Here is a 24089-nt window from a genome sequence, read left to right as displayed (position 1 = left end):
GTGACGTTCTCGAACAACGGGCGCTTCACCCGGCCCCGCCGCTCGCGCGACCTCCGGCTCCCCGGTGCCCTCGCTCAGTCCAGCGGGGCGGTGCGCCGCCACGGCCGGAGGCTCTCCAACTGCTCCGCCAGGCGCAGCAGTTCGCCCTCGCTTCCCGGCCGGCCCACCAGCTGCACGGCGGTGGGAGCGCCGGAGGGCAGCGTTCCGAAGGGGACGGACATCGCCGGCCAGCCCGTCAGGTTCCACGGCGGGGTCAGCGGCGAGTAGTTCGTGTTCACCGCGATGTTGCGCAGCCAGCCCCGCTCGTGCCAGGGCGCCGACCTCGGCGACCGTCGGGCCAGCGCCGGAGTGAGCAGCACGTCGTACCGTGCGAAGAACGGCTCCAGGCGGTGGCGCAGCTCCTCCCGCGCCGTACCCCCGCGCACCCCGCTCACGAAGCGCCGGCCGACGGCCGCGTGCACCCGGGTGCGCCGGGTCAGCAGCCGGGCGTCCAGGCTCCCGGCGTCCACGGCCGTGCCCGCCGTCCAGTGCGCGAGCGCCGTGACGCCGAGCGACAGCGGATAGGGCGGCTCGGCCCGCTCCACGTGATGGCCCGCCCGGACGAGCACCCCCGCCGCCTCCCGGGCCGCGTCCCTGTAGGGCCGGCTCACCGCGACCCCGGCCAGCGGACTGCGCACCGAGACGGCGACCTTGAGCGCGCCGGGCTCACCGGGCCCCGCGACCTCGGCGCCGGCCAGGACCGACAGCATCAGCCGCGCGTCCTCGACCGTGGTGGCCAGCGGGCCGTTCTCCGACATCCCGAACCAGTCGCCGTCGCCGATCCCGGCCGGCACCACCCCGTGGCCCGGCTTGATCGTCACCAGCCCGCAGTTGGCGGCCGGGATGCGCAGGGAGCCCATGCCGTCGTTGCCGAGGGCGATCGGCGTCATCCCGGCGGCGACCGCGGCCGCGCTGCCGCCGGAGGAGCCGCCCGCCGTGCGGGAGACGTCCCAGGGATTGCGGGCCGTGCCGTGGACGCCCTCCGTGGTGCCGAAGACGCACAGCTCGGGCACGTTGGTCAGGCCGACGACGACCGCGCCGGCCGCTCGCAGCCGGGCCACGGTGACATGGTCGGCGCCGGCCGGCACGTCCGGTGTCGCGGCCGAGCCGACGCGGGTCGACTCGCCCCGCACGCCGAGATTGTCCTTGACCGCCAACGGCACCCCCGCCAGCGGCAGTTCGGCCAGGTCGGCGCGGGCGGCCACCTCGTCCGCCTCGGCGAGCGCGGCCGCGGCGCGCACCACCCGGAACGCGCCGATCCGCCCGTCGAGCCGTTCGATGCGCGCCAGGTGCTCGGTCACCACCTCGCGGGGCGTGGCCTCTTTCGCGCGCACGGCGGCGGCGATCTCGACGGCGGTCCGGCCGACCCAGGTGGTCACGGCAGCTCCTCGGGGATCTGTAGGGGGGTCCGTCAGTGCTTTGCGTTCGGCTGCGCACTACTCGCGAGTACGTGCGCGTGCGTGGGAGAACTCTGCCCCGCCGGGCCGCCCGCGTCGACCTCGCGCGCGCCCGCGCACCTCAGCCCGCCCGGGCACGCCCGCGAACTCCGGCCCACCGGGCCCGGCCCGGCAGGGTGTTCCCGGGGCTCAGGCGCCCACCTGGGCTCTGAGCCACTCCTCCACCTCGCCCACGTGGGCGGCGGCCGCGGCGCGGGCGGCCTCCGGGTCGCGGGCGAGCAGGGCGCGGTGGATCGCGGCGTGCTCGCGCCGTGTGCGGGCGAAGGCGCCCTCCTCCTGGTAGCCGCGCCACACGCGTGCGCGGAAGGTGCGCGAGGAGACGCCCTCCAGGATCGCCGCCATGGTCTCGTTGCCCGCGGCCGAGGCGATCGCGCGGTGGAAGGCCAGGTCGTGCGCGAGGATCTCCTCCGGATCGTCCGTGGCGTTCATCGCCGTCAGATGTCCTTCGACGAGGGCCAGCTGCTCCGGGGTGATCCGGGCCGCGGCCAGGGCGGCGGCCGTCGACTCCAGGACCCGCCGCACCTCCAGCAGTTCCACCAGCCGCGCCCCGCGCGACAGGTCGGCGACCACGCCGAAGGTCTCCAGGAGGTCCCCGGCCCTGAGCTGGGTGACGTAGATGCCCGAGCCGTGCCGGGCCTCCAGCACGCCCAGGACCGTGAGCGCCCGGATCGCCTCGCGCATCGAACTGCGGGAGATGCCCAGCTGGGCCGCGAGATCGCGCTCGGTCGGCAGCCGCTGGCCCGGCTCCAGCAGGCCGTCGCCGATCATCGCCTTGATCCGCTCGATCGCGCGCTGCGTCACGGTGCCCCTCGGGGCGGCCGTCGTGCCGGCCGGGGTGTCTTCCACGTGGCCTCTCCTGTCGCCGGTGCGCCACGGCCCAGCCACCGAAGTGGTCGGACCACTTGAGCCGTGAACCTGGCGAAAACGCTATCCGGGGGGTGTCGCCGCAGGGAAGTGGTCTGATAAATATGCGGCATCCACCGCCCCGGAGGGAGAAGACGGCGTGAGCGACTTCGAAGGGCTGACGGCCCTGGTGACGGGGGGCGCCTCCGGCATCGGCCGCACGACCGCACAGCTCCTGGCCGAGCGCGGCGCCCGGGTGGCCGTCCTCGACCTCGACCCGTCGGGCGTCGAGAAGCCGCTGCTCGGCTACCGGGCCGACGTCGGCGACGACGCCTGCGTGCGCGAAGCGGTCGCGGCCGCCGTGGCCGACCTCGGCGGGCTCGACGTGCTGGTCAACAACGCGGGCATCGGCGCCCTCGGCACCGTCGAGGACAACGACGACGCCGAATGGCACCGCGTCCTCGACGTCAACGTCGTCGGGATGGTCCGCACGTCCCGCGCCGCACTGCCGCACCTGAGGCGCTCCGCGCACGCCGCCGTCGTCAACACCTGTTCCATCGCGGCCACCGTCGGCCTGCCGCAACGCGCCCTCTACAGCGCGACCAAGGGCGCGGTGTACGCGCTGACCCTCGCCATGGCCGCCGACCACGTCCGCGAGGGCATCCGCGTCAACTGCGTCAACCCCGGCACCGTCGACACCCCGTGGGTCGGCCGGCTGCTCGGCTCGGCAGCCGACCCGGCCGCCGAACGTGCCGCGCTGGAGGCCCGCCAGCCCACCGGCCGCCTGGTCGGCGCGGCCGAGGTCGCCGGCGCCATCGCCTACCTGGCGAGCCCTCTGTCCGGCGCCACCACCGGCACCTCGCTCGCCGTCGACGGCGGCATGCAGGGACTGCGGCTGCGTCCGGCGGGCCCCAGGTGACCGGCCTCGGCCGCAGCGGCGTCCAGGTCAGCGCCCTGGGCCTCGGCGCTGCTCCCCTCGGCAACCTCTTCGCCGCGATCACCGACGAGCAGGCCCACGACACCGTGACCGCCGCCTGGCGGCGGGGGGTGCGCTACTTCGACACCGCGCCGCACTACGGTCTCGGCCTGTCCGAACGGCGTCTGGGCGCCGCCCTGCGGGACTTCCCGCGCGCCCGGTACACGGTCTCCACGAAGGTGGGCCGCCGCCTGGAACCCGTGGACCCGCCCCACGGCGACGACCTCGCCGACGGCTTCGCGGTGCCCGCCGCCCACCGCCGGGTGTGGGACTTCAGCGCCGACGGCGTGCGCCGCTCCCTGGACGCCTCGCTGGAGCGCCTCGGCCTCGACCGCGTCGACGTCGTGTATCTCCACGACCCCGACGACCACGCCGAACAGGCCTTCCGCGAGGGCTATCCGGCCCTGGAGAGGCTGCGCTCGGAAGGGGTGGTGGGGGCGATCGGCGCGGGCATGAACCAGGCGGAGATGCTCACCCGCTTCGTGCGGGACACCGACGTCGACGTGGTCCTGTGCGCCGGCCGGTACACGCTGCTCGACCAGCGCGCCGGCGTCGACCTGCTCCCCGCCGCCCGCGCACGAGGCGTGTCGGTGGTCGTCGGCGGCGCCTTCAACTCGGGCCTGCTGGCGGACCCGAGGCCCGGAGCGACGTACGACTACGCACGCGCGCCCGCCGGCCTGCTGGAGAGGGCCCTGCGCATGAAGGGGATCGCCGACCGGCACGGCGTCCCCCTGCGCGCCGCCGCGCTGGCTTTCTGCGCCGCCCATCCGGCGGTCGCGAGCGTCCTGGTCGGGGCGCGCTCGGCCGCCGAAGCCGCGGACTGCGCCGAGCAGTTCGCCGTCCCCGTCCCCGACGCGCTCTGGGAGGAGCTGCGGGAGAGCGGACTGCTGCCCGCGCGCGAACCGGCGGAGCGGCCCCGATGACCGTCGACGCCCATCACCACGTGTGGGACCTGTCGGTGCGCGACCAGGACTGGATCGCCCGGGACAGCGCGCTGCGGCGGGACTTCGCCGTGGAGGAGCTGGCGACCGAGGCCCGCGCGGCCGGCGTCGACCGCACGGTCCTCGTCCAGACGGTCGCCGTGGCCGACGAGACCCCCGAGCTCCTCGCCCTCGCCCGCACGCACGACCTGATCGCGGGGGTCGTCGGCTGGACCGACCTCACCCGCCCGGACGTCGCCGACGAACTGGCCCGGCTGCGGGAGCTCCCCGGCGGCCGTCTCCTCAAGGGCGTCCGCCACCAGGTCCAGGGCGAGCCGGACCCGCGGTGGCTGCTGCGGGCGGACGTGCTGCGCGGTCTCGCCGCCGTCGCCGACGCGGGGCTCGTGTACGACCTCGTGGTGCTGCCCCACCAGCTGCCGGCCTGCGTCGAGGCCGCCAGGTCGCTGCCCGGGCTCACCTTCGTCCTGGACCACCTGGGCAAGCCGCCCGTCGCCTCCGGGGCGCTGGATCCCTGGGCGCGTGCGGTCAGGGCCCTGGCCGCGCTGCCGCACACGGTCTGCAAGCTCTCCGGCCTGGTCACCGAGGCCGGCCCCGGGCCCTGGACCCTGGACGGTCTGCGCCCGTACGCCGACGTCGTGCGGGAGGCGTTCGGCCCGGACCGCCTCATGTTCGGCTCGGACTGGCCGGTGTGCACGCCCACCGCCTCGTACGCCCAGGTCCTCGACGTCGCACGGCGTCTGACGGATCCGAGCGAGCACGAGCGGATCCTCGAGACCACCGCGGTGCGGGTCTACGGCCTCTGAGCCGTCCGGTCGAGCCGGGTCGGCGGCAGGTATTCGCGCACGTACGTCCGCTGCCACCACGCGCCCGTCTCCCGCAGCTCCCGCCGGGTGCTGTACCGGTAGCGGAACAGGCGGGCGCGGACGTGCCGGGGCGGCCGGCCGGGCGGGAACGGGGAGCGGCGCAGCAGCCGCAGCGTGTCGCGGTCGTTCTCCAGCAGCCGCTCCACCAGGGCGGCGAACCACGCCCCGGCGTACGCGGGGGAGAGCGCCGCGAACCACATCATCCAGTCCAGGCGCAGGTGGTAGGGGGCGAACTGGCGCGGCCTGCGGCGGGGATCGCCGGGCTTGCCCCGGAACTCGTACTCCCGCCAGTCGGAGTCCTCGCGCGGCACGTCGTCGAGCGTGCCCTCGACCACCACCTCGTAGCGGATCCGGCTGACGCTGCCGAACGCGCCGTAGGTGTTGACCAGGTGCAGGGGGTCGAAGGAGCGGTTCATCACCTGGCGGCGGGAGAGCATGTTGACCACCGGGCGGTAGCTCAGGAACAGCAGCAGCGAGGCCGTGGCCAGGACCACGGCCTCGAACCACACGGGTGCGGCGGGGGCCGTGCGGCGCCCGCCCGGCAGGGCGAGCGCGGGCACGGCCAGCACGACGGTGATCCAGTTCAGCCAGGCGAAGTTGCCCGACAGCACCAGCCACAGCTGGGTGGCGATCATCGCGGCCGCGGCCGCCGTCGCGACCGGCTGCGGGGCGAACAGCAGGAACGGCACGACGAGTTGGGTGACGTGGTTGGCGGCCGCCTCGACGCGGTGCAACGGCTTGGGCAGCCGGTGGAAGTACCGGCTCAGCGGGCCGGGCATGGGCTGGGTCTCGTGGTGGTGGTAGAGGCAGGTGAGCTCGCGCCAGCAGGCGTCGCCGCGCATCTTGATCAGGCCCGCGCCGAACTCGACCCGGAACAGGATCCAGCGCAGCAGGAAGAGCACGACGACGGGCGGGGCCACCTCGTCGTTGCCGAGGAACACGGCGAGGAAGCCCGTCTCCAGCAGCAGGGACTCCCAGCCGAACCCGTACCAGGTCTGCCCCACGTTCACGATCGACAGGTACAGCGCCCACGGCGCCAGCCACAGCGCCATCGCCGCCCACAGCGGCACGAGGGAGTCCGCGCCCGCGAGCAGCGCCGCCGACACCGCGCAGCCCGTCCAGGCGCACACGGCGAACAGCCGGTCGGAGTAGCGCAGGTGGAACAGGCTCGGGGCCCGCCGGAAGGGCGTGCGCCGCACGAACCGGGGGATCGGCAGCATCCCGCGTTCGCCGAGCAGCGGGCGGAACTGCCGGGCCGCCGTCGTGAACGCGACGAGGTACACCCCGGCCAGGCCGCGCTGGAAGACCAGTCGGCTCAGCCCGTACTCGGGTGCGGTGAACCAGTCCACGGCCGTGCGCTCCTCCTCTCCGCCGCCCTGTCGCCCTGCGTGATCGTGCGCTCCGCTTGCGTGACCGGTACGGGTGAAGCAGACAATAGTGGGCGAATCCCCCCACCGGGGCGGACCGAGTCGATGCGGGAGAACGTGGTGCGACTACCCCTTGCCACCGTCCTCACCGCCTGCGCGCTCTCGGCGGCGCTCCTCGTCGCCGGCCGCGCCGGTGAGGAAGCGAAGTACACGATGCCGGGCCCGAAGGCCGTCCTCCCGGCGGCGCAGGGGCGCGTCCTGTTCGCCGACCCCCTCACCGACCTCTCGGACACCGACGGCGACCCGGAACCCGGGTCCGACCTCGACCGCGGCGCCGACCCGGACGCCGTCGGCCCGGAGAGCGTCCCGGAGGTCCCCGACCTGCCCGACGGCGGCGGGCTGGTCCCCGACGGGCCGGACGAGTCCGACGCGCTCGACCCGTCCGACCCCATCTTCGGCAGCCCCGCCGACACCGTCCTCGGCTGACCGTGGCCGCGGGCCCGCGCTCCCCGGTCGAAGAATCGGACGAACCCTGGCAAGGTGGCCCCATGGCTGATCGGGGAGCGAGTGCCCTGTCACTCCCGGACGACTGGCCCGCCCACCCGGATCCGATCCTGGCGCTCAACCGCATGGGCAGTTTCGACTGGGACCTGGACTCCGGGCTGTTCCACATGGACGCCCGGGCCCACGAGATCTTCGACATCCGCCCCGAGGAGTACGACGGCGATCCGGCCTCCCTCGGCGTGCGGGTCCCGCCCAACGAGGCCATCCGCCTGGACGCCCTGGTCGCCCAGGCGATCAAGGACGGCAGCGAGAACTACGGCGCCTACTTCCGTATGCGGCTGCGCGGCGGCGACCTGCGCTGGACCCACACCCAGGGCTACATCCGACGCGACGGCACCGGCCGTCCGCGTCGCATCGTCGGCATCGTGCGCGACGCGACCGACGAACTCGACGACCTCGCCGCCCGCCGCGACGAGGACACCCCGGACGAAGCGCGCCGCGACCAGACCAACGTCGTCCAGCTCACCACGGCGGCGCTGGCGCACGCCCGCACCGTGCAGGACGTCATCGACGTCCTCAAGGACACCCAGGGGCTCACCCATCTCGGCGCCACCAGCCTCGTCATGGGCCTGGTCGAGGCCGGCCGGATCCGGCTGATCGCCGAGGGCCCCGAGGGCAGTTTCGTGCCCGGCACCCTCGTCACCCGGATCGACGAGCCCTACCCGATGAGCGAGGTCGTGCGCACCCTCACCCCCCGCTTCATCGAGTCGCCGGACGAGTTCGCCCGCGGCTACCCCGTGCTGTGGCCGCACCTGACCGGCCTGAAGATCACCTCGGCCGCCTATCTGCCGCTCATCGTGCAGGCCCGGCCGATCGGCGCCATGGGCCTGCTCTACAGCGACCGGCGCGGCTTCACGCCCGAGGAGCGCAACATCCTCGTCGCGCTGGGCAGCAGCATCGCGCAGAGCCTGCAACGGGCCATGTTCTACGAGCAGGAGAAGGACATCGCCCAGGGCCTCCAGGAGGCCATGCTGCCGCGCACGATCCCCAGCGTGCCCGGCGTCGACGTCGCCGTCCGCTACCGGGCGGCCACCATCGGCGGATCGCTCGGCCGCGACATCGGCGGCGACTGGTACGACCTGATCCCGCTGCCCGGGGGCGCCCCCTCCGGAGGAGGCCGTGTCGGCGCCGTCATCGGCGACGTGCAGGGCCACGACACCCACGCGGCCGCCGTCATGGGCCAGCTGCGCATCGTGCTCAGGGCCTACGCAGCCGAGGGACACACCCCGGCCACCGTGATGGCCCGCGCCTCCGGCTTCCTGCACGAACTGGACACCGACCGCTTCGCCACCTGCCTCTACGCCGAGGTCGACCTGGCCACCGGAGTCGTCCAGGTGGTGCGGGCCGGGCACATCGACCCCCTGCTGCGCGCTCCCGACGGCTCCTGCCGGCGCGTCGAGGTGCCCGGCGGGCTGCCGCTCGGGCTGTCCGCCGAGTTCGGCAGCCTGGAGTACCCGGTGGGCACCATCGAGCTCGACCCGGGCCACACGCTGCTGCTGTGCACCGACGGGCTCGTCGAACAGCCCGGCGCCGACCTCGACGACGGCATGCTCGCCCTGGCCGCGTCCATCTCCGCGGGCCCCGCCGACGTGCGCGGACTGGCCGACCGGCTCATCGAGGTCGCCGAGGAGCGGGGCGGGGACGACGACGTCGCCCTGCTCCTGCTGCGCCGGCGCGGACCGGACGGCACGCACACGGGCAACCGTCTCCAGCAGCACGTCGCGCCGGGCGATCCGGAGGCCCTGTCCGAGGCGCGGCACATGATCCGTGCCGCGGTGCGCGCCTGGGGCGCCCGGGACCGCTCCGACGAGATCGAACTCGTCGCGGACGAACTGATCACCAACGCGCTCATGCACACCGAGGGCGCGGCGATCGTCACGCTGCGGGCCCTCACCGGCGGTGAGCGCCGGCTGCGCGTCGAGGTGGAGGACTCCTCCAGCGCGCTGCCGCGCCGCCGCGAGGCGGGCGAGTCCGGGGTCTCCGGACGGGGGCTGATGCTGGTGGACCTGCTCGCCGACGTCTGGGGCGTGGAGGCCCGCGGCGGCGGCAAGTGCGTGTGGTGCGAGTTCGCGGTGGCGCCCTCGCCCTGACGGCCCCGCGTCACGCGCTCCCCGCGGGGCGATGTCCGTCCCCGGTGGCACTCTGGACGTATGCCGGAACTTCCCGAGGTCGAAGCGCTCAAGGACTTCCTGGCCGAGCAGGCGGTCGGTCACGACATCGTGCGGGTGCTGCCCGTCGCGATCAGCGTGCTGAAGACGTACGACCCGCCGGTCACCGCCCTGGAGGGCCGGCCGGTGACCGCGGTGCGCCGGCACGGCAAGTTCCTCGACCTGGCGACGGGCGACGGCCCGCACCTCGTCGCCCATCTGGCCCGCGCCGGCTGGCTGCACTGGAGGGACCGCCTCCCCGACGGCCCGCCCCGCCCGGGCAAGGGGCCCCTGGCCCTTCGGGTCGCCCTGGAGACGGGGGAGGGCTTCGACCTGACCGAGGCCGGCACCCAGAAGCGGCTCGCCGTGTACGTGGTCCGCGATCCCCAGGAGGTCCCCGGCGTCGCCCGGCTCGGGCCCGATCCGCTCGCCGACGACTTCGACGAGGCGCGCTTCGCCGCGCTGCTCGCGGGCGAGCGCCGCCGCCTGAAGGGGGCCCTGCGCGACCAGGGCCTGATCGCGGGCGTCGGCAACGCCTACAGCGACGAGATCCTGCACGCGGCGCGGATGTCCCCGTTCAAACTGGCGTCGTCCCTGACCCCGGAGGAGACCCGCGCCCTCTACGAGGCCCTGCGCACCACGCTCGCCGACGCGGTCGAACGCTCGCGCGGGCTGGCGGCGGGGCGTCTGAAGGCGGAGAAGAAGAGCGGCCTGCGCGTCCACGGCCGCACCGGCGAGCCCTGTCCGGTCTGCGGCGACACCGTCAGGGAGGTCTCGTTCAGCGATTCCTCGTTGCAGTACTGCCCCACCTGCCAGACGGGCGGCAGACCGCTGGCGGACCGGCGGCTGTCGCGTCTGCTGAAGTAGTCATGCCTGGGGCGCGGCGATCAGGTACCCGATCAGAACGATCACGGCCATGATCAGGGCCGGGACCGCCAGACCCTTGGCGACCGACGTCATGCTTCGGGTGCCGTGGACCGCCGGTTCCGCGTCACGTCTGTCCAGGGTCTCCAGGTCGCGACGGGCGAACGCGCCGGCGACGAGGGCCAGTACGGCCGTGATCAGGGTGACGGTCAGCAGGGGCAGCACACCGTGCCGGTGGACGTAGTGATCGAGGTCGCCGCCCTGCCCGCTCCGTTCGAGGGCGGCCGCCACGATCCCCTGGATGCTCAGGACCACGGTGACGGCCGCGGTGGCGGCGAGGGCGAGGGCCGCGCCGGCGAGGGCGGACGCGCGGTGCGACGGGAGGGCGGCACGGCCCGGCTGCGGCCCGGTCCGCCCCGGTCCGTCGCCCGTCCCCTGGGCGCTGTTCTCGCCCGTCGTGGCGGTCGTGCGGCCGGCCGGTCTGCCGCCGGAGGGTTCGACGACGACGGTGTCCCGGTCCTGGGCGGCGCCGTTCGAGGTCCCGGTGGTGTCGTCGGAGGGCTCGGACTCGCTCGCCGGACCCACCACCGCCTCGACGTGGACGACCGCCTCGTCGGCCACGCCCTTGAGCGTGACGTCGCCGGACAGGCGTCCCTCGGCGTTCGTGTCGACGCGGACCGTGAAGCCGTTCGCGGTCGGTTCGACCCGCAGCCAGGGCTGGGTGGGCTGCGCCACGCAGTGACGGGCCAGCGGCGGGCCGTTCATGGTCACCGACTTCTCCTGGAGGGGCGAGCCCTTGGGGACCAGCCCGAAGTCCAGGCGGTCCACGGAGGGCGCCAGACGGATGTCGCGCAGCGCGCGGCACGCCTCGTCCGCTATCTGCCGGATGTCGTTGCTCGCGACCTCCTCCAGGGCCTGGCGCGCCCCCTCCGCCAGCGGCAGGGACTCGTTGTGCAGGCGGGAGCGCAGCTCCAGCACCGCGCCCTGGCGGGTGAAGGCGTTGTCGCTGTGGACGGCGGCGAGCAGGGAGGGCGGCGAGGGATGGGCGGCGATCTTGATGCGGCCCCGTCTGTTGTGCGCGAGGTGCAGTTCACCCTGCATCTCCACCGTCTTGCTCGGCGTCTGGTTCGGGTTCTGCTCCTGCACGTGTTCGAAGACGTACTCGTAGAGGTCGTCCAGGGACACCTCCCCGTCGGCGTCGAGGTCGGCCTCGCCGGTCTCCAGCCCCTGCACAACCGCGTGCGTGAACACCGAGGGCCGCGGGGCCGCGTTCTCGGCGAGTTCGTCGCCCTCGAAGGCGAACTCCATGGAGTTCGAGGCCGTGATGACGGCCCAGCCCCGTCCGCCGGGCGGCCTGTCCCTCGTGAAGGACTCCAGGACGTTGACGTCCCCGGTCGCGCGCACGGACGCCGAGCCGCGGGAGAAGGCGCCGCCGTAGCAGCAGTCGAGGAACAGGACGGTGCGCCCGGCGCGGGTCCGGGACATGCAGCCGCGGACGAACTGGGCGGGGATCGCGGTGGCGTCCAGCAGCCGCGGCTCGGTGTCGCTGGCGGCGAAGTACAGCTCGCCGGACTCGCTCTTGAGTCCGTGGCAGGAGAAGTGCAGCACCAGGGTGTCGTCACGTCGGCGGTCGCTGAAGAAGCCCTGGACGCGCCGTCGCATGGTGTCGGCCGGCGCGTTGCGCAGGACGTCCACCTCGAAGTCGCCGATCTGCGGGTCGTGCAGCACCCCGGCGAGGGCGGTGGCGTCCTGGGCGGGCGCCTTGAGCTGTTTCAGCCCCTGGTCGGAGTAGCGGTCGTTGGCGATGATCAGCGCGTGTCTGGGGTTCGTCATGGCGGGGCTCCGGCCGTCGAGTGACGCTGGAGGAAGACGTCGAACGCCTGGGTGACCTGCTCGTCGGTCGCCTCCGACAGTTCCAGCACGTCGCCGTCGAGGGACAGGTGCAACGAGGGCCGGGACTCCCGGCAGCGGCCGCGCCACTCGCGGATCGCGTCCAGGACCTGTCTGAGCCCGGTGACCGTGCTGCCCAGACTCACCAGCAGCGCCCCGACGGCGGCGACCTCCACGACCCTGGCGCCGGGCGGGGGCTCCTCGCCGGGCATCGACGTCACGTCGTCGACGTCGAGCCGCAGCAGTTCCTCGCGCAGGTAGCCGGTCAGTTCCGCGATGTCCTCGGCGTCCGCGCCGTCCTCGGCCACGAGGATCTGGAGGGTCTTCTCCACCGTGCGGCCCCCTTCCGGTCGTACCACGGGGGCGGCGCGGAGTCGGACGGTCGGTGGCTCCGCGTCCGCTGGTACGTCAATTTTCCGCCGTGCGCCGCACGGTCGCACATCACGTCCGCGGGTCGTCCGCCTCGGTCCCGGGCCGTGCTCCGGGGCGGGGTCAGTCCGACTTCAGCGTCACCAGGTGCTCGCCCGTCGCCGTGCGCAGCTCGTAGGCGACGATCTCCTCGGGGTGCCAGGCGGCCGAGCCCTGGACGGTGTTGGGGCGGGCGTCGTGCCGGGGCACGTTCCAGCTGGTGACGGTCTGCTCGGAGCCGTCGGCGCCGATGGCGATCAGTCGGCAGGAGCGGGGGCCCGCGCCGTCCTTGACCTGGAGCTCCACATGGCTGCCCCACGTCTCGTTCTCCGTGGTGACCTGCGCCCACACGCCGGACTTCTCGTCCGTGGCGGCGACCCGCACGGCGCTCTCGCCGCCGCCGGCGCCGCCCGCGGCCATGGCCAGCACGGGGGCCGTCAGGGCGATGACCACGGAGGCCGCCACCGCGTAGAGCACCCGTCGGCGTACGGCCCGGTGCCGGGCCGCCACCTCGGCGAGCAGCCGGTCCAGCAGCTGCGGGCCGGGGCCGGCGAAGGGGTGCACGGTGCGCGGGGTCGCGCGCCGGTAGAGCATCATCTGACGCGCGGTGGGGCCGAACTCGGTGACCTGCGCCGCACACTGAGGACACTCCATGAGGTGGTCCTCGAAGCGGAAGGCTTCCGCTTCGTCCAGCACGCCGAGCGCGTACGCGCCGACGTCGCGATGCCTTTCCAGGGACCTCATGCCGAAACCTCGTGCCGTTGAGTGCCAGTGGGGTTACTCCTTGCTCCCACCGGTACGCACCGGGCCGCCGAATCACTCAAGCCACGTACCGAATCGTGACCCGGATATTCGGAGCGGTCGGCCCCGCGGATTGGTCCGAATCTAAAAAAGATGAATCGCCAGGTGCCCGAGGGGCAGTCCGAGCTGCCAGGCGGGCGTCCAGACCTTGGGTCCGTCGTCCTCGCCGACCGGGGAACCGCCCGGCACCGCGTTGAGGTCGGGGGCGAGCAGCTCGGTCTCCTCCAGCCAGCGCCAGGCCGCGGCCGCCAGTTCGAGATCGGGGGAGGGGCCGTCCAACTGAGCCGCTTCGACCTTCAGTTGAGACATACGTTCCTCGACCCAGTTCTGCCACGGCTGGTCGTACGCCGTGAGCGAAAGCCAGGTCTCCAGCTGAGTGACGACCCGGATCCCGGACAGCTCCCCGTCGGTGTCGGAGAGGAAGATCGTCAGTGCCAGGGCGTCGCGCCCGGCGCGGAACTCGAAGGACGTCGGCGGCATGAGATCGCCGGTCCGCAGCAGTTCGTCGGCGATGTACTCGGCGTACAACCAGGCCATGGGAACGGTGAGTTCACCGCCGCCGGTGCCGTCCGTGCTCTGGTGACCTCTGTGCAGCATCCCTTCCTGCCTTCCTCCGGTGCTTGCGCGTCGCCCGTTGCCGGGACCCCAGTCCGCAACACGGATAAGGACACCCGATTACCCGAAGGGGGTCCACGGCAAGGCGCTTTACGGAGGCTTGACCCGATCGTCGGTTTCAGTGCAGGTCGGCCGCGTATCCCGGAAGCACTCTGCGCAGGGCGCGCAGCGCGTAGTAAGCGCGCGACTTCACGGTACCGGGCGGAATTCCGAGCGCCTCGGCGGCCTCCGCCACACTCGCCCCTCGGAAATACACCAGCACCAGGACTTCACGGTGTTGCGGAGTGAGTGTCTTCACAGCCTCGCGCACGTCGAGGGCGGCGGCCGCCCGCTCGGCGTGGTCGGCGCAGACGGGCGCGTTCTCCAGGACGGCGTCCCCGACCTCGGGCGGCCGGGCCTGCCGGGCCCGCCGCGCGTCGATCGCCAGCCGGCGGCCCACGGTGAGCAGCCAGGGGCGTACGGAGTCGAAGGCGTCGGCGCGCAGCGCCTCGGGATGCTGCCAGGCGCGCACCAGCGTCTCCTGGACCAGGTCCTCGGCGCGCTGGCGGTCGCCGTCGCACAGGCGCAGCAGCAGGGCGAACAGGGGGCGGCCGTGTTCGCGTTGCAGTGCGGCGAGTTCGTGTTCGGCGGTCGTCGTCCTGGCGGTGAGGGCGGTTCCGGCGGTCATGGGCGTATGGCACCGCAAGGGGCCGGATCGGGACAGGGCGTGCACGCCGCTCTGCGGCGGACGGTCGATCGCGTCGACGAACGGTTCGACGAACGGTCCGGGCTACGCCGATCGCGGGCATCGGTCCTGGACGAAGGGAGTGCCGGAGCGGTCCACCGCCGTCGATGGACTAGTAGTGATACGTGCGTAAATATGACAACCCATCCGAATCGGGGTGATCCGGTGCTCGCCCGCAGACATCAGGTGGCCCTGGCCCTGACGGCGCTGCTCACGTCGGCCGCCGCCTGCCAGGCCCACGACCACCCGTCGGCCGACCCCGGCCACCGGCCGGCCGGTCCGCCCGGACACCCCGCCCCGGCCGCCGCCCGCGCCTTCACCCTCGTGACGTCCGGCGACATCCTCCCGCACGCCACGGTCGTCGACCGCGCCCGCTTCGACGCCGGCGGCGCCGGATACGACTTCCGCCCCGCCTTCGAGGGCGCGAAACCCGTCGTGTCCGCCGCGGACCTGGCCCTGTGCCACCTGGACACGGTCCTCGGCGCCCCCGGCGACCAGCCCGCCTCCACGGCCCCCACGACCCCGCCGGAGATCGCCGCAGCGCTCGCCGCCACCGGCTACGACAGCTGCGCCACCGCCTCCGACCACAGCCTGGACGACGGCGCCGCCGGCGTACGGCGCACCCTCGACGCGCTGGACGCCGCGGGCGTGCGCCACGCGGGCACCGCGCGCACCGAGGCCGAGGGCAACGCGGTCACGCTGCTGCGCGCCGGTCCGGCGCGCGTCGCCCACCTCGCCTACACCGGCGACACCGCCGGCCACCCGCCTCCGCAGGGGCAGCCCTGGACCGTCGGCCTCGCCGACCGGGACCGCATCCTCGCCGACGCCAAGGCCGCCCGGAAGGCGGGCGCCGACGTGGTCGTCGTCTCCCTGCACTGGGGAACCGCGTGGCAGGATGCCCCCGACGACCGCCAGCTCTCCCTGGCCCGGGCCCTCACGGCCTCCCGCACCCGCGGCCGCCCCGACATCGACCTGATCGTCGGCTCCGGGGCCCACGTCCCCCAGGCCTACGAGAAGGTCAACGGCACCTGGGTGGTCTACGGCCTGGGCGACCAGATCGCGGGCGAGATGTTCAACAGCCAGGGCCTACAGGACGCCCGCGGAACCCAGTCGACCGTCGCCCGCTTCACCTTCGCCCGGCCCGCCCGCCCCGGCGGACGCTGGCAGGTGCGCAGGGCGGAGGTCCTGCCCCAGATGTTCGACATCGACGCCGGCCGCGCGGTCGACCTCGACCGGGCCCTCGCCCAGGGCGCCGAAGTCGCGGGCGTGCGCGACCGGATCAGGAACGTCACCCTCGGCCGCGGCGCGGCCGCGGCCGGGCTGGTGACCGGCGGACGGTGATCTCGGGCGGCCCGGGCGGCGCCCCCGGCGGGCCGCCGGCGCGGCGCCCGCCGGGGGCGCCGCCCGCGGCGTTCGCTACGGAACCACGGTCACCGGCCAGCGCCCCGCCTTCACCAGCCGCACCGCCACGGATCCCACGATCCGGTGCCCGGCCTGTTCGGAGGCGCCCACCACCACGGCGTCCGCCTTGAGCTGGTCCGCCGCCTTCGCCAGGCCGCCGTAGGGGTCGCCGCGGAAGGTGTGGAACTCCCAGCGCACGTCGAATATCCCCCGGGTCCGCTCGGTGGCCTCCCGGATCTGCGCGACCAGATCCTCGGCGATCGCGTCGGTCGTCTCCGCGACGGGAGCGCCGAGCGCCGCGCCCGCCGCCATCACCGGCTGCACGTACACCACCGCGAGCAGGGCGTGCTGGCGGCGGGCCAGACCGCCCGCGTAGGCCGCGGCCCGCAGAGAGGACGCGGAGCCGTCCACCCCCACGAGGACGACCTTGGGGCCGTCGGTGCCCCGCTCGAACTGGTGGGCCGGCTGCCGCGCGTGCTGTTCCGTCACGGCCAGAGGCTATCGGAAGCCCCGGGCCCGGCCCGTGCGCGGGCCGCTCGACGGGCGGGCGGCCCCAGGTGTTCCTACAGTCGAGACATGAGTGCCCCCGCGGAGACCGCCACGACCGAGGGCGCCGCGGGCCCGCCCCGGCGGGCCGCGAACCGTTTCCTCAGCCGGGTGCCCGAAGCCTTCGCGACGTTCTTCGGGGCCCTCGCCCTGCTGTGCGTCCTGCTGGCCCTGGTCCCGCCGCTGCGCCGCCTGCTGCGCCCGGTCGTCCGCTTCCTCGACCTGCTCATCGTCCCGGTCAGCGCCAACCTCGCCTACGCCGTCTTCCTGCTGCTGCTGGCCGCGGCCACCGCCGCCCGCAAGAAGGTCGCCTGGTGGCTGGTGGTCGTCTACCTCGGACTGCTCGTCCTCACCGACGTCCTCGGCGTGGTCGTCGGCCTGTACGCCCAGTCGGTCCCCTCCCTCGTGGTGTGCGGGCTCGCGCTGGGCCTGTTGGTCGTCGCCCGACGGGAGTTCTACGCCGCCTCCCGCCGCGCGGCCCTGCGGCGGGCGCTCGCCGTCCTGCTCGCCGGGCTCGTCCTGGCGATGCTCGTCGGCTGGGGCCTGGTCGTGCTGTTCCCGGGCACGCTCCCGGCCGGCCAGCATCTCGCCTGGGCCGCCAACCGGGTCCTGGGCGGCCTCGTCTCCGCGGGCTCCTTCGACGGCCGTCCGCCGCGCGCCCTGTACTTCCTGCTCGGCCTCTTCGGCGCCCTCGCCCTCCTCAACGCCGCCGCCGTCCTCTTCCGCTCCCAGCGCATGGAAGCGGCCCTGCACGGCGACGAGGAGCCCCGCATCCGCGCCCTGCTGCGGGCCTACGGCGGCCAGGACTCCCTCGGCTACTTCGCCACCCGGCGCGACAAGGCCGTCGTCTTCTCGCCCAGCGGCAAGGCCGCCGTCACCTACCGCGTCGAGGCGGGCGTCTGCCTGGCCAGCGGCGACCCGGTCGGCGACCGCGAGGCCTGGCCGCACGCCATCGACGCCTGGCTGGCAGCGGCCCGCCGCTACGCCTGGGCGCCCGCGGTCATGGGCGCCTCCGAGGACGGCGCCAAGGCCTTCGCCCGGGTCGGCCTCGGCGCCCTGCAACTCGGCGACGAGGCCATCGTGCACGTCGCCTCCTTCGACCTCGGCGGCCGCGAGATGCGGGTCACCCGGCAGGCCGTCAACCGGGTGCGCCGCACCGGCGCCGCCTGCCGGATCCGCCGCCACCGCGACCTCACCGAACAGGAGATGGAGGAGGTCGTCGACCGCGCCGACGCCTGGCGCGACACCGAGACCGAACGCGGCTTCTCCATGGCCCTGGACCGCCTCGGCGACCCCGCCGACGGCGACTGCCTCCTCGTGGAGGCCCTCGACGAGAACGGCCGCCTGCTCGCCCTGCTCTCGTTCGTCCCCTGGGGCGCCGACGGCGTCTCCCTGGACCTGATGCGCCGGGACCGCTCCGCCCCCAACGGCGTCATGGAGTTCATGGTCGCCGACCTGTGCGCCGCCGCCCCCAAGCTCGGCGTGCGCCGCATCTCGCTGAACTTCGCCGTCTTCCGCTCGGCCTTCGAGGAGGGCGCCCGCATCGGCGCCGGGCCCGTCCTGCGCCTGTGGCGGCGGCTGCTGCTGTTCTTCTCCCGGTGGTGGCAGCTGGAGGCCCTCTACCGGTCCAACGCCAAGTACCGGCCGCAGTGGTACCCCCGCTTCCTCTGCTACGCCGACGCGGGCTCCCTCGCCCGGGTGGGCCTCGCCTCCGGCATCGCCGAGGGCTTCGTCGCGGTGCCCTCCCTGCGCAAGCTGTGGGGCCGACGGCGCTCCACGGGCGGGCCGCGCCCCGCCACCACCGAGGGCCTGCCGCCCACCGCGGCACTCGGCCTCGACGGAGGGGACGAGGCCGGACCCGCCGGGCCGGACGCGGGCCTGCCCGAGCAGGTCCGCGTCCGGCACCGCACCCTCGACCGGCTGCGCGCCGACGGCGTGGACCCCTATCCCGTCGGCGTCCCGCCCCGCACCCACGCCCTCGCCGAGGTGCGCGCCGGCGAGACGGTCACCGTCGCCGGCCGCGTCATGCGCGTCCGCGACTTCGGGGGCATCGTCTTCGTGACCCTGCGCGACTGGTCCGGCGACCACCAGCTCGCCCTCACCCGCGAGACCCTCACCCGCGAGGCCCTCGACGCCTTCCGCGCCGACACCGACCTCGGCGACCACCTCTGCGCGGCGGGCACGGCGGGAACCAGCGACAAGGGCGAACCCACCGTGTTCGTCGCCTCCTGGCAGCTCACCGCCAAGTGCCTGCGCCCGCTGCCCGACAAACGCCGCGGCCTCACCGACCCCGAGGCGAAGGTCCGCATGCGCTACCTCGACCTGGTCTCCAGCCCCGCCGCCCGCGACGTGGTGCGGGCCCGCTCCAGCGCCATACAGGCCCTGCGCGGGGGACTGCTGGAGCGCGGCTACCTCGAGGTCGAGACGCCGATGCTCCAGCAGATCCACGGCGGCGCCAACGCCCGCCCCTTCACCACCCACATCAACGCCTACGACCTCGACCTCTACCTGCGCATCGCGCCCGAGCTGTACCTCAAACGGCTGTGCGTCGGCGGCCTGGAGAAGGTCTTCGAGATGGGCCGCACCTTCCGCAACGAGGGCGTCTCCTACAAGCACAACCCCGAGTTCACGATGCTGGAGGCCTACCAGGCCTACGCCGACTACGACGAGATGCTCCACCTGGCCCGCGAGCTGATCCAGGGCGCGGCCACGGCCGCCTTCGGCTCACCGGTCGCCCGCAAGGACGGCCGGGAGTACGACATCTCGGGGCAGTGGCCGGTCAGGACCGTCTACGGCGCGATCTCCGAGGCGCTCGGCGAGGAGGTCGACGCCGACTCCCCCCTGACGGTCCTGCACCGGCACTGCGACCGCGCCGGCGTCCCCTACACCGCCGACGACGGCCACGGCGACGTCGTCCTGGAGATGTACGAACGCCTCGTCGAGGAGAAGACCCTGCTCCCGACCTTCTACAAGGACTTCCCCACCGACGTCTCGCCCCTCACCCGGCAGCACCGCGTCGACCCGCGCCTCGCCGAACGCTGGGACCTGGTCGCCTTCGGCACGGAACTCGGCACCGCCTACTCCGAGTTGACCGACCCCGTCGAGCAGCGTCGCCGGCTGACGGAGCAGTCCCTGCTGGCCGCGGGCGGCGACCCCGAGGCGATGGAGCTCGACGAGGACTTCCTCGACGCCCTGGAGTACGCCATGCCCCCGACCGGCGGCCTCGGCATCGGCGTCGACCGCCTGGTCATGTTCCTCACCGGCCTCACGATCCGCGAGACCCTGCCGTTCCCGCTGGTGCGCCACCGCTGACGCCGTCCGGCGGCCCGCCGCTGCGCCGGGCGGGTGGAATCGTGCCGCCCAACCGGTGTCGCCGGGGTGGGTCGAAGGCCCGCCGGGCGACTGATGACTGCATGAAGAAGGAGCAGTTGTTCACGCGCCGCCGGGCGTTGCTCGCCGGCGCCGCCGCCGCGGCAGCGGCCGGCACGGCCACAGTGATCGGGTGGGGCGAGGACGGCGAGCCGGTCCGGGCCGCCGCACCCGCCGCGGGCGCCCCGGCGCGCAGCCTCCCGCTGAAACCCTCCGCCTACCGCCTCCAGCCCCTGACCGGCTACGGTCCGCCGCCCACCGCCCCGGGCCGTACGCCGGTGCGCCACGAGCCGCTGCTGAGCATGACCGGCCGCGGCCGCACCATGGTGCTCACCTTCGACGACGGCCCCGACCCCCGCTACACCCCCCGCATCCTCGACACCCTGGCCGAGTACGACGTGCGCGCGATGTTCTTCGTGTGCGGGGAGATGGCCGTCGACAACCGGGAACTGCTGGCACGGATGGCCGACGAGGGCCACGTCGTCGGCAACCACACCTGGTCGCACCCCCTGCTGACGCGCCTCACCCGCCGTCGGATCCACTCCGAGATGGCCCGCACCAGCGACGTCATCGAGGAGGGGTACGGAGAGCGGCCGCGCTGGTTCCGGGCCCCCTACGGCGCCTGGAACCGCGCCGCCTTCGAGTTCGGCTCCGAGCTGGGCATGGAGCCGCTCGCCTGGACGGTCGACACCCTCGACTGGACCACCCCGGGCGCCGGCGTCATCGTGGACCGGGTCGAGAAGGGGGCCGCCCCCGGCGTCGTGGTGCTCTCGCACGACGCCGGCGGCGACCGCTCGCAGAGTGTGCGGGCGCTGCGCGGCTATCTCCCGCACCTGCTGGACTCCGGCTACCACATCACCGTGCCCCGGCGGCAGTACGCCTGATCCCGCGGCCCGCCCGCCCGGTCCCGGCCCCGCTCAGCGGACCTCGACCAGGCGGGCGAAGGCGACGACGTTCCCCTCGTACCCGTTGGCCTTCGAGAAACCGCCGCCGCAGGTGATGACCCGCAGCTCGGGAGCGCCCTTGGAGGCGTACACGCGGTCGCCCGGGAAGTTGCTCTTCTCGAAGACCTCGATGCCGTAGATCTCGAAGACCGCGGTTCTGCCGTCCTTGCGGGACACCTCGACGCGGTTGCCCTTCTTCAGCGCCCCGAGCCCGTAGAACACGGCGGGGCCGAGCTTGTTGTCGACATGGCCGACGACGACCGCCGTGCCCTTCTCGCCCGGCGAGACGCCGCCGGTGAACCAGCCGGCCAGGTTCGGGTCCTCCGGCGGCGGGGCGCCGACCCAGCCGTCCGCGTCCAGACCGACCGCCATGACCGGCGCGTCCACCCGGATGGCCGGGATCCGCACCCGGTCCGGCTCGGCGTAGGCCAGCGGGGTCGGGGCGCGGCCGAGGACGCCGCCGGCGGTGCGGCCGTCCGCGGCCGCCGCCGCGGCGGGCTGCGGCGGACCGACGTCGAACTCACCCGACCCGTTGCGGATCAGCGCGAGACCCGTCAGCAGAACAAGCGCTATCACGCCCCAGGGGGCGCGCTTCCTCTGCCGCTCCTCCTCTTCCGCCGCCTCGGACAGCTCGTACGCAGACATTCGCCATCCCCTTTCGACGCGGCCGTCGCCCCGTCCTTTCGCGCATACGAGAACGCTAAGCGCGACGGCGCGAACCGGCGACGGGGCGACGGCGAACGGGTGGCCCCCGTCCCGCGCGGTGCGCCATCCGAGTTGACGGCGCGAGGAATTTTCTGACGGTCCGTGACCTGCGGCTATGTCCGATTGCGCGCACGGCGCCCGGCGTGTCCTCTCACCAGGACGGACCAGCGCCGAAATGCGGGCGCGCGCACGGCATCTGAGGGTCTTTCCGGGAGGCGCTTTCTCGCCGACATGCCGGGGACGGGCCCCGGGGCGCCTTCCGCGGAGGATCACATGCCCACCACTCGCGTTCTGGCCGCCTCGGCGGTCTCCGCCGCCGCGGTCGCCGCCCTCGGACTCGCCGCCCCCGCCGCCGTCGCCCGCGACGGCATGGGCGCCAACCCGAGCAACATCGTCGTGCTGCCCAGCGTCATCGCACGGGGCGGCCAGATCACCGTCACCGTCGACGGCTGCCCCGCCGGCGGCTCCATGACCTCGCCCGCGTTCACACAGGCCGGCCTGACGCCGATCAACGGCGCCAACCAGACCGCCAAGGGCACGGCCACCATCAACGCGAACGCCCGTCCCGGCCCGTACGACATCACCGTCAACTGCTCCGGCAGGACCCTCACCCGCCCGAACGCCTTCACCGTCATCGGCGGTGTCCGCGGCGGCCTCGGCGGCAGCGTCGGCACGGGCGCGACCCCGACCGACATGGCCATCGGCGGCGGGCTCGTCGCGGCGGCCGTGGTGGGCGGCGGACTGTTCTGGATGCGTCGCCGCGCCGAGCGCCGCATCTGACGCCCCTCGCGTCCGGGCCCGTCGAGGGCCGCACACGGCGCAGGACTTCGCCCCGGTCCCTTCGGGGATCCGGGGCGAAGTCCTGCGCAGGGCGCGGCGCCGGCCGTCAGCCGCCGTCCTCCACGCCGCGACGGCGCGCGAAGCGGTACGCGGCGGCCATCGAACCCGCGATGAGCAGGGCGCCCACCCCGATCTCCCGCAGGTCGAATCCCGCGACGCTGCCGCCCTCGCCGGCGTGCACGCCCCGCGGGACGGGACGGGGCGCCGGGGTGACGTCGGCCGGCCGGCCGCCCGAGATGGTCAGCTCCTTGACCGCGCTGACGCCGCCACAGGTGAACGTCACCCGGTACGACGCGCCCGGTCTGGCGTCCCGGTCGACGGTGGCCACGGCCGACGTCGACCTCCTCGGGACGACGACGGTGTCGAACACGCCCGAGGACACCGTCACGGAGCTCCGGCAGCCGCTGACCTCGCGGTCCACCTGCACGGCGACCTCGCCGCCCGGCGCGACGGTCGAGGGCAGCAGGCTGTAGCCGTTGGACATGACGTAGTGGCCGTCGTCGTCGCTCGCCACGGCGGCCGATGCGGAGAAGGCCAGGGCGGTGGCGCCCAGGAGTGCGGCCGAGGCGACGCGTATCGCGCGCATGGTGGATCCTCCGGTCCCCGAGGAGCAGCTGCGGACCTTTTCCGCTCACGTCGTCGATGCGCCTCGATGTCCGAAACGCTAGGAACATGCGTGAGTGCCCGCGATCGCAGTAGTGCGAACGGGGCACGGTTGTGGGCTGCCCGGGGGAAACCGTTGCTGCGCCCGGGGGACGGCGGCGGCGTGGCGGCCGTCCCCCGGGCGCGGGGAGCGCGAGCGGGCGGACGCGCGCCCCGGCCGGCTCAGCTGCCGATGCCGGGGAACAGATTGAGGAACGGTTCCGCCGACGCGGTCACGCCCCGGCTGTAGGGGGCGTCGAAGTCCCAGATCAGGAAGAGCAGGAACGCGATGAGGGCGGAGAACAGCCCCGCCAGGACCAGTTCGCGGGTCGTGCGCCGGATCTGCAGCGCGAAGACCATGCCGATGGTGATGACGGCCCCGGCGAGCAGCCCGAACCACACCACGCCCGGCATGGTCGCCCCGGTCGAGTCGGCGCGGGCGTGACGCGCCTGGTCGGCCGCGGCCATCTGGTCGAGCAGCGGCTGGTAGGCCTGCGCCTGGAAGTCCGACGCCGGCTCGTAGTCGGTGACGTCCGCCCGCACCTTCTGGAGCAACTCGTCGCCGCGCGGCGTCACCTCGCCGTCGTCGGCCATCTTCTTCCACTCGACGTCGACGACGTGTCCGACATAGGCGTTGACATCCGCCCGAATGCGGTCGCGGACCGCGGGCGGGTAGACCCGCACCCGCTCCGAGATCTCGTGCAGCGCCTGGGCCTCCGCCTGGACGTGGTCCTGGGCGACGCTGCGCGCCTCCCACACGCCCGCGATGGCCAGCCCCAGGACGATGGCGTACACCACGCCGATCCACATCGTCATGTACTCGATGACGTCGGGGGTCTCGGAGGGGTCCTCGTCCTCGGGCGCCCTGCGGTGCCGTACGAGGGTGACGACGACCACCACCGCGCAGGCGGCGAGCATCGCGAGGGTGAGAACAAGCCATTCCGGCAAGAGATGCCTCCTGGATCGGCGTTAGCGCGGCCGCAGCGCGGCGACGGCGATCACCGCGGGCACGGTGATGAGCAGGACGTAGGTGACCGGCGACTGGCCACCGCCGACCGACCGCGGGTGCGGCGAGGCGTGGTACGCCGGATAACTCACCGGGAGCGGGGAGGGGCGCGGGGCGGGGCGGGGTTTCGGCGCGGG

22 protein-coding genes are annotated in these 24089 nt (G+C 74.0%); 10 read left to right on the top strand and 12 right to left on the bottom strand.

Translation table 11 applies throughout. The annotated features are described in order from the left end of the window. Positions 1-74: 74 nt before the first annotated feature. Entirely contained in the window at positions 75-1418 is a 1344-nt protein-coding gene (locus tag KMS84_RS29205; protein WP_256919470.1) for an amidase, read from the bottom strand. A gap of 207 nt (positions 1419-1625) precedes the next feature. Next, complete coding sequence (locus tag KMS84_RS29200; protein ID WP_256919469.1) at positions 1626-2342, bottom strand: FadR/GntR family transcriptional regulator; 717 nt, start codon at positions 2340-2342, stop codon at positions 1626-1628. 157 nt (positions 2343-2499) lie between these two features. On the opposite strand from KMS84_RS29200, the gene KMS84_RS29195 reads away from it, so the two are divergent. The 3 genes from KMS84_RS29195 to KMS84_RS29185 are packed head-to-tail and all read left to right on the top strand — an operon-like array spanning position 2500 to position 5059. Next, positions 2500-3258, top strand: coding sequence for an SDR family NAD(P)-dependent oxidoreductase (locus tag KMS84_RS29195; RefSeq protein ID WP_256919468.1), 759 nt, complete (start codon positions 2500-2502; stop codon positions 3256-3258). After that, positions 3255-4238 (top strand): aldo/keto reductase, encoded by a 984-nt coding sequence (locus KMS84_RS29190; protein ID WP_256919467.1) that lies wholly within the window; start codon positions 3255-3257, stop codon positions 4236-4238. The genes KMS84_RS29195 and KMS84_RS29190 overlap by 4 nt, the downstream gene beginning before the upstream one ends. After that, positions 4235-5059 (top strand): amidohydrolase family protein, encoded by an 825-nt coding sequence (locus KMS84_RS29185; protein WP_256919466.1) that lies wholly within the window; start codon positions 4235-4237, stop codon positions 5057-5059. The genes KMS84_RS29190 and KMS84_RS29185 overlap by 4 nt, the downstream gene beginning before the upstream one ends. Here KMS84_RS29185 and KMS84_RS29180 read toward each other — a convergent pair. Continuing rightward, positions 5047-6468, bottom strand: a complete 1422-nt coding sequence (locus KMS84_RS29180; RefSeq protein WP_256919465.1) for a lipase maturation factor family protein — start codon at positions 6466-6468, stop codon at positions 5047-5049. The genes KMS84_RS29185 and KMS84_RS29180 overlap by 13 nt on opposite strands. Positions 6469-6606: 138 nt before the next feature. Here KMS84_RS29180 and KMS84_RS29175 point away from each other — a divergent pair, with 138 nt between their 5' ends. The 3 genes from KMS84_RS29175 (at position 6607) to KMS84_RS29165 (ending at position 10064) form a co-directional block, all read left to right on the top strand. Beyond that, positions 6607-6972, top strand: coding sequence for a hypothetical protein (locus KMS84_RS29175; RefSeq protein WP_256919464.1), 366 nt, complete (start codon positions 6607-6609; stop codon positions 6970-6972). Between the two features lie 62 nt (positions 6973-7034). Beyond that, the gene (locus tag KMS84_RS29170) at positions 7035-9140 is read left to right on the top strand and encodes a SpoIIE family protein phosphatase (protein WP_256919463.1); all 2106 of its coding nucleotides are present in this window, start codon (positions 7035-7037) and stop codon (positions 9138-9140) included. Positions 9141-9200: 60 nt separating this feature from the next. After that, entirely contained in the window at positions 9201-10064 is an 864-nt protein-coding gene (locus KMS84_RS29165) for an Fpg/Nei family DNA glycosylase (RefSeq protein WP_256919462.1), read from the top strand. Here KMS84_RS29165 and KMS84_RS29160 read toward each other — a convergent pair whose 3' ends face one another. The 5 genes from KMS84_RS29160 to KMS84_RS29140 form a co-directional block, all read right to left on the bottom strand. Continuing rightward, positions 10065-11894, bottom strand: coding sequence for a caspase family protein (locus tag KMS84_RS29160; RefSeq protein ID WP_256919461.1), 1830 nt, complete (start codon positions 11892-11894; stop codon positions 10065-10067). It lies immediately after the preceding gene. Beyond that, positions 11891-12283, bottom strand: coding sequence for a hypothetical protein (locus KMS84_RS29155; RefSeq protein WP_256919460.1), 393 nt, complete (start codon positions 12281-12283; stop codon positions 11891-11893). The genes KMS84_RS29160 and KMS84_RS29155 overlap by 4 nt, the downstream gene beginning before the upstream one ends. Positions 12284-12443: 160 nt before the next feature. After that, positions 12444-13103 carry a zf-HC2 domain-containing protein gene (locus KMS84_RS29150; RefSeq protein WP_256919459.1) on the bottom strand — a complete coding sequence of 220 codons (660 nt, stop codon included), beginning with the start codon at positions 13101-13103 and terminating at the stop codon, positions 12444-12446. A 141-nt stretch (positions 13104-13244) separates the two neighbouring features. Then, positions 13245-13757, bottom strand: a complete 513-nt coding sequence (locus tag KMS84_RS29145) for a hypothetical protein (RefSeq protein WP_256919458.1) — start codon at positions 13755-13757, stop codon at positions 13245-13247. A 136-nt stretch (positions 13758-13893) separates the two neighbouring features. Next, positions 13894-14442: a sigma-70 family RNA polymerase sigma factor gene (locus KMS84_RS29140; RefSeq protein ID WP_256919457.1), complete on the bottom strand. Its 549-nt coding sequence runs from the start codon at positions 14440-14442 to the stop codon at positions 13894-13896. A gap of 222 nt (positions 14443-14664) precedes the next feature. On the opposite strand from KMS84_RS29140, the gene KMS84_RS29135 reads away from it, so the two are divergent. Further along, complete coding sequence (locus KMS84_RS29135; protein ID WP_256919456.1) at positions 14665-15840, top strand: CapA family protein; 1176 nt, start codon at positions 14665-14667, stop codon at positions 15838-15840. Between the two features lie 75 nt (positions 15841-15915). Here the strand turns inward: KMS84_RS29135 and KMS84_RS29130 are convergent, their stop codons facing one another. Next, on the bottom strand, positions 15916-16389 hold the full coding sequence (locus KMS84_RS29130; RefSeq protein ID WP_256919455.1) for a universal stress protein: 474 nt from the start codon (positions 16387-16389) through the stop codon (positions 15916-15918). An 87-nt stretch (positions 16390-16476) separates the two neighbouring features. On the opposite strand from KMS84_RS29130, the gene lysX reads away from it, so the two are divergent. Further along, on the top strand, positions 16477-19758 hold the full coding sequence (lysX, locus tag KMS84_RS29125; protein WP_256919454.1) for a bifunctional lysylphosphatidylglycerol synthetase/lysine--tRNA ligase LysX: 3282 nt from the start codon (positions 16477-16479) through the stop codon (positions 19756-19758). Positions 19759-19859: 101 nt separating this feature from the next. After that, on the top strand, positions 19860-20699 hold the full coding sequence (locus KMS84_RS29120; protein WP_256919453.1) for a polysaccharide deacetylase family protein: 840 nt from the start codon (positions 19860-19862) through the stop codon (positions 20697-20699). 33 nt (positions 20700-20732) lie between these two features. On the opposite strand, the gene KMS84_RS29115 is transcribed toward KMS84_RS29120, so the two are convergent. Further along, the gene (locus KMS84_RS29115) at positions 20733-21404 is read right to left on the bottom strand and encodes a class F sortase (protein WP_256919452.1); all 672 of its coding nucleotides are present in this window, start codon (positions 21402-21404) and stop codon (positions 20733-20735) included. A 333-nt stretch (positions 21405-21737) separates the two neighbouring features. Between KMS84_RS29115 and KMS84_RS29110 the strand changes: the two genes are divergently transcribed. Further along, the gene (locus tag KMS84_RS29110; RefSeq protein ID WP_256919451.1) at positions 21738-22244 is read left to right on the top strand and encodes a hypothetical protein; all 507 of its coding nucleotides are present in this window, start codon (positions 21738-21740) and stop codon (positions 22242-22244) included. A gap of 106 nt (positions 22245-22350) precedes the next feature. On the opposite strand, the gene KMS84_RS29105 is transcribed toward KMS84_RS29110, so the two are convergent. After that, positions 22351-22890, bottom strand: a complete 540-nt coding sequence (locus KMS84_RS29105; RefSeq protein ID WP_256919450.1) for a hypothetical protein — start codon at positions 22888-22890, stop codon at positions 22351-22353. Positions 22891-23129: 239 nt separating this feature from the next. After that, positions 23130-23894: a bestrophin-like domain gene (locus tag KMS84_RS29100; RefSeq protein ID WP_256919449.1), complete on the bottom strand. Its 765-nt coding sequence runs from the start codon at positions 23892-23894 to the stop codon at positions 23130-23132. Between the last annotated feature and the right edge of the window lie 195 nt (positions 23895-24089).

Source organism: Streptomyces hilarionis (assembly GCF_024539675.1).
Lineage (GTDB): Bacteria > Actinomycetota > Actinomycetes > Streptomycetales > Streptomycetaceae > Streptomyces > Streptomyces hilarionis.
This window is presented reverse-complemented; position numbering and strand designations above follow the sequence as displayed.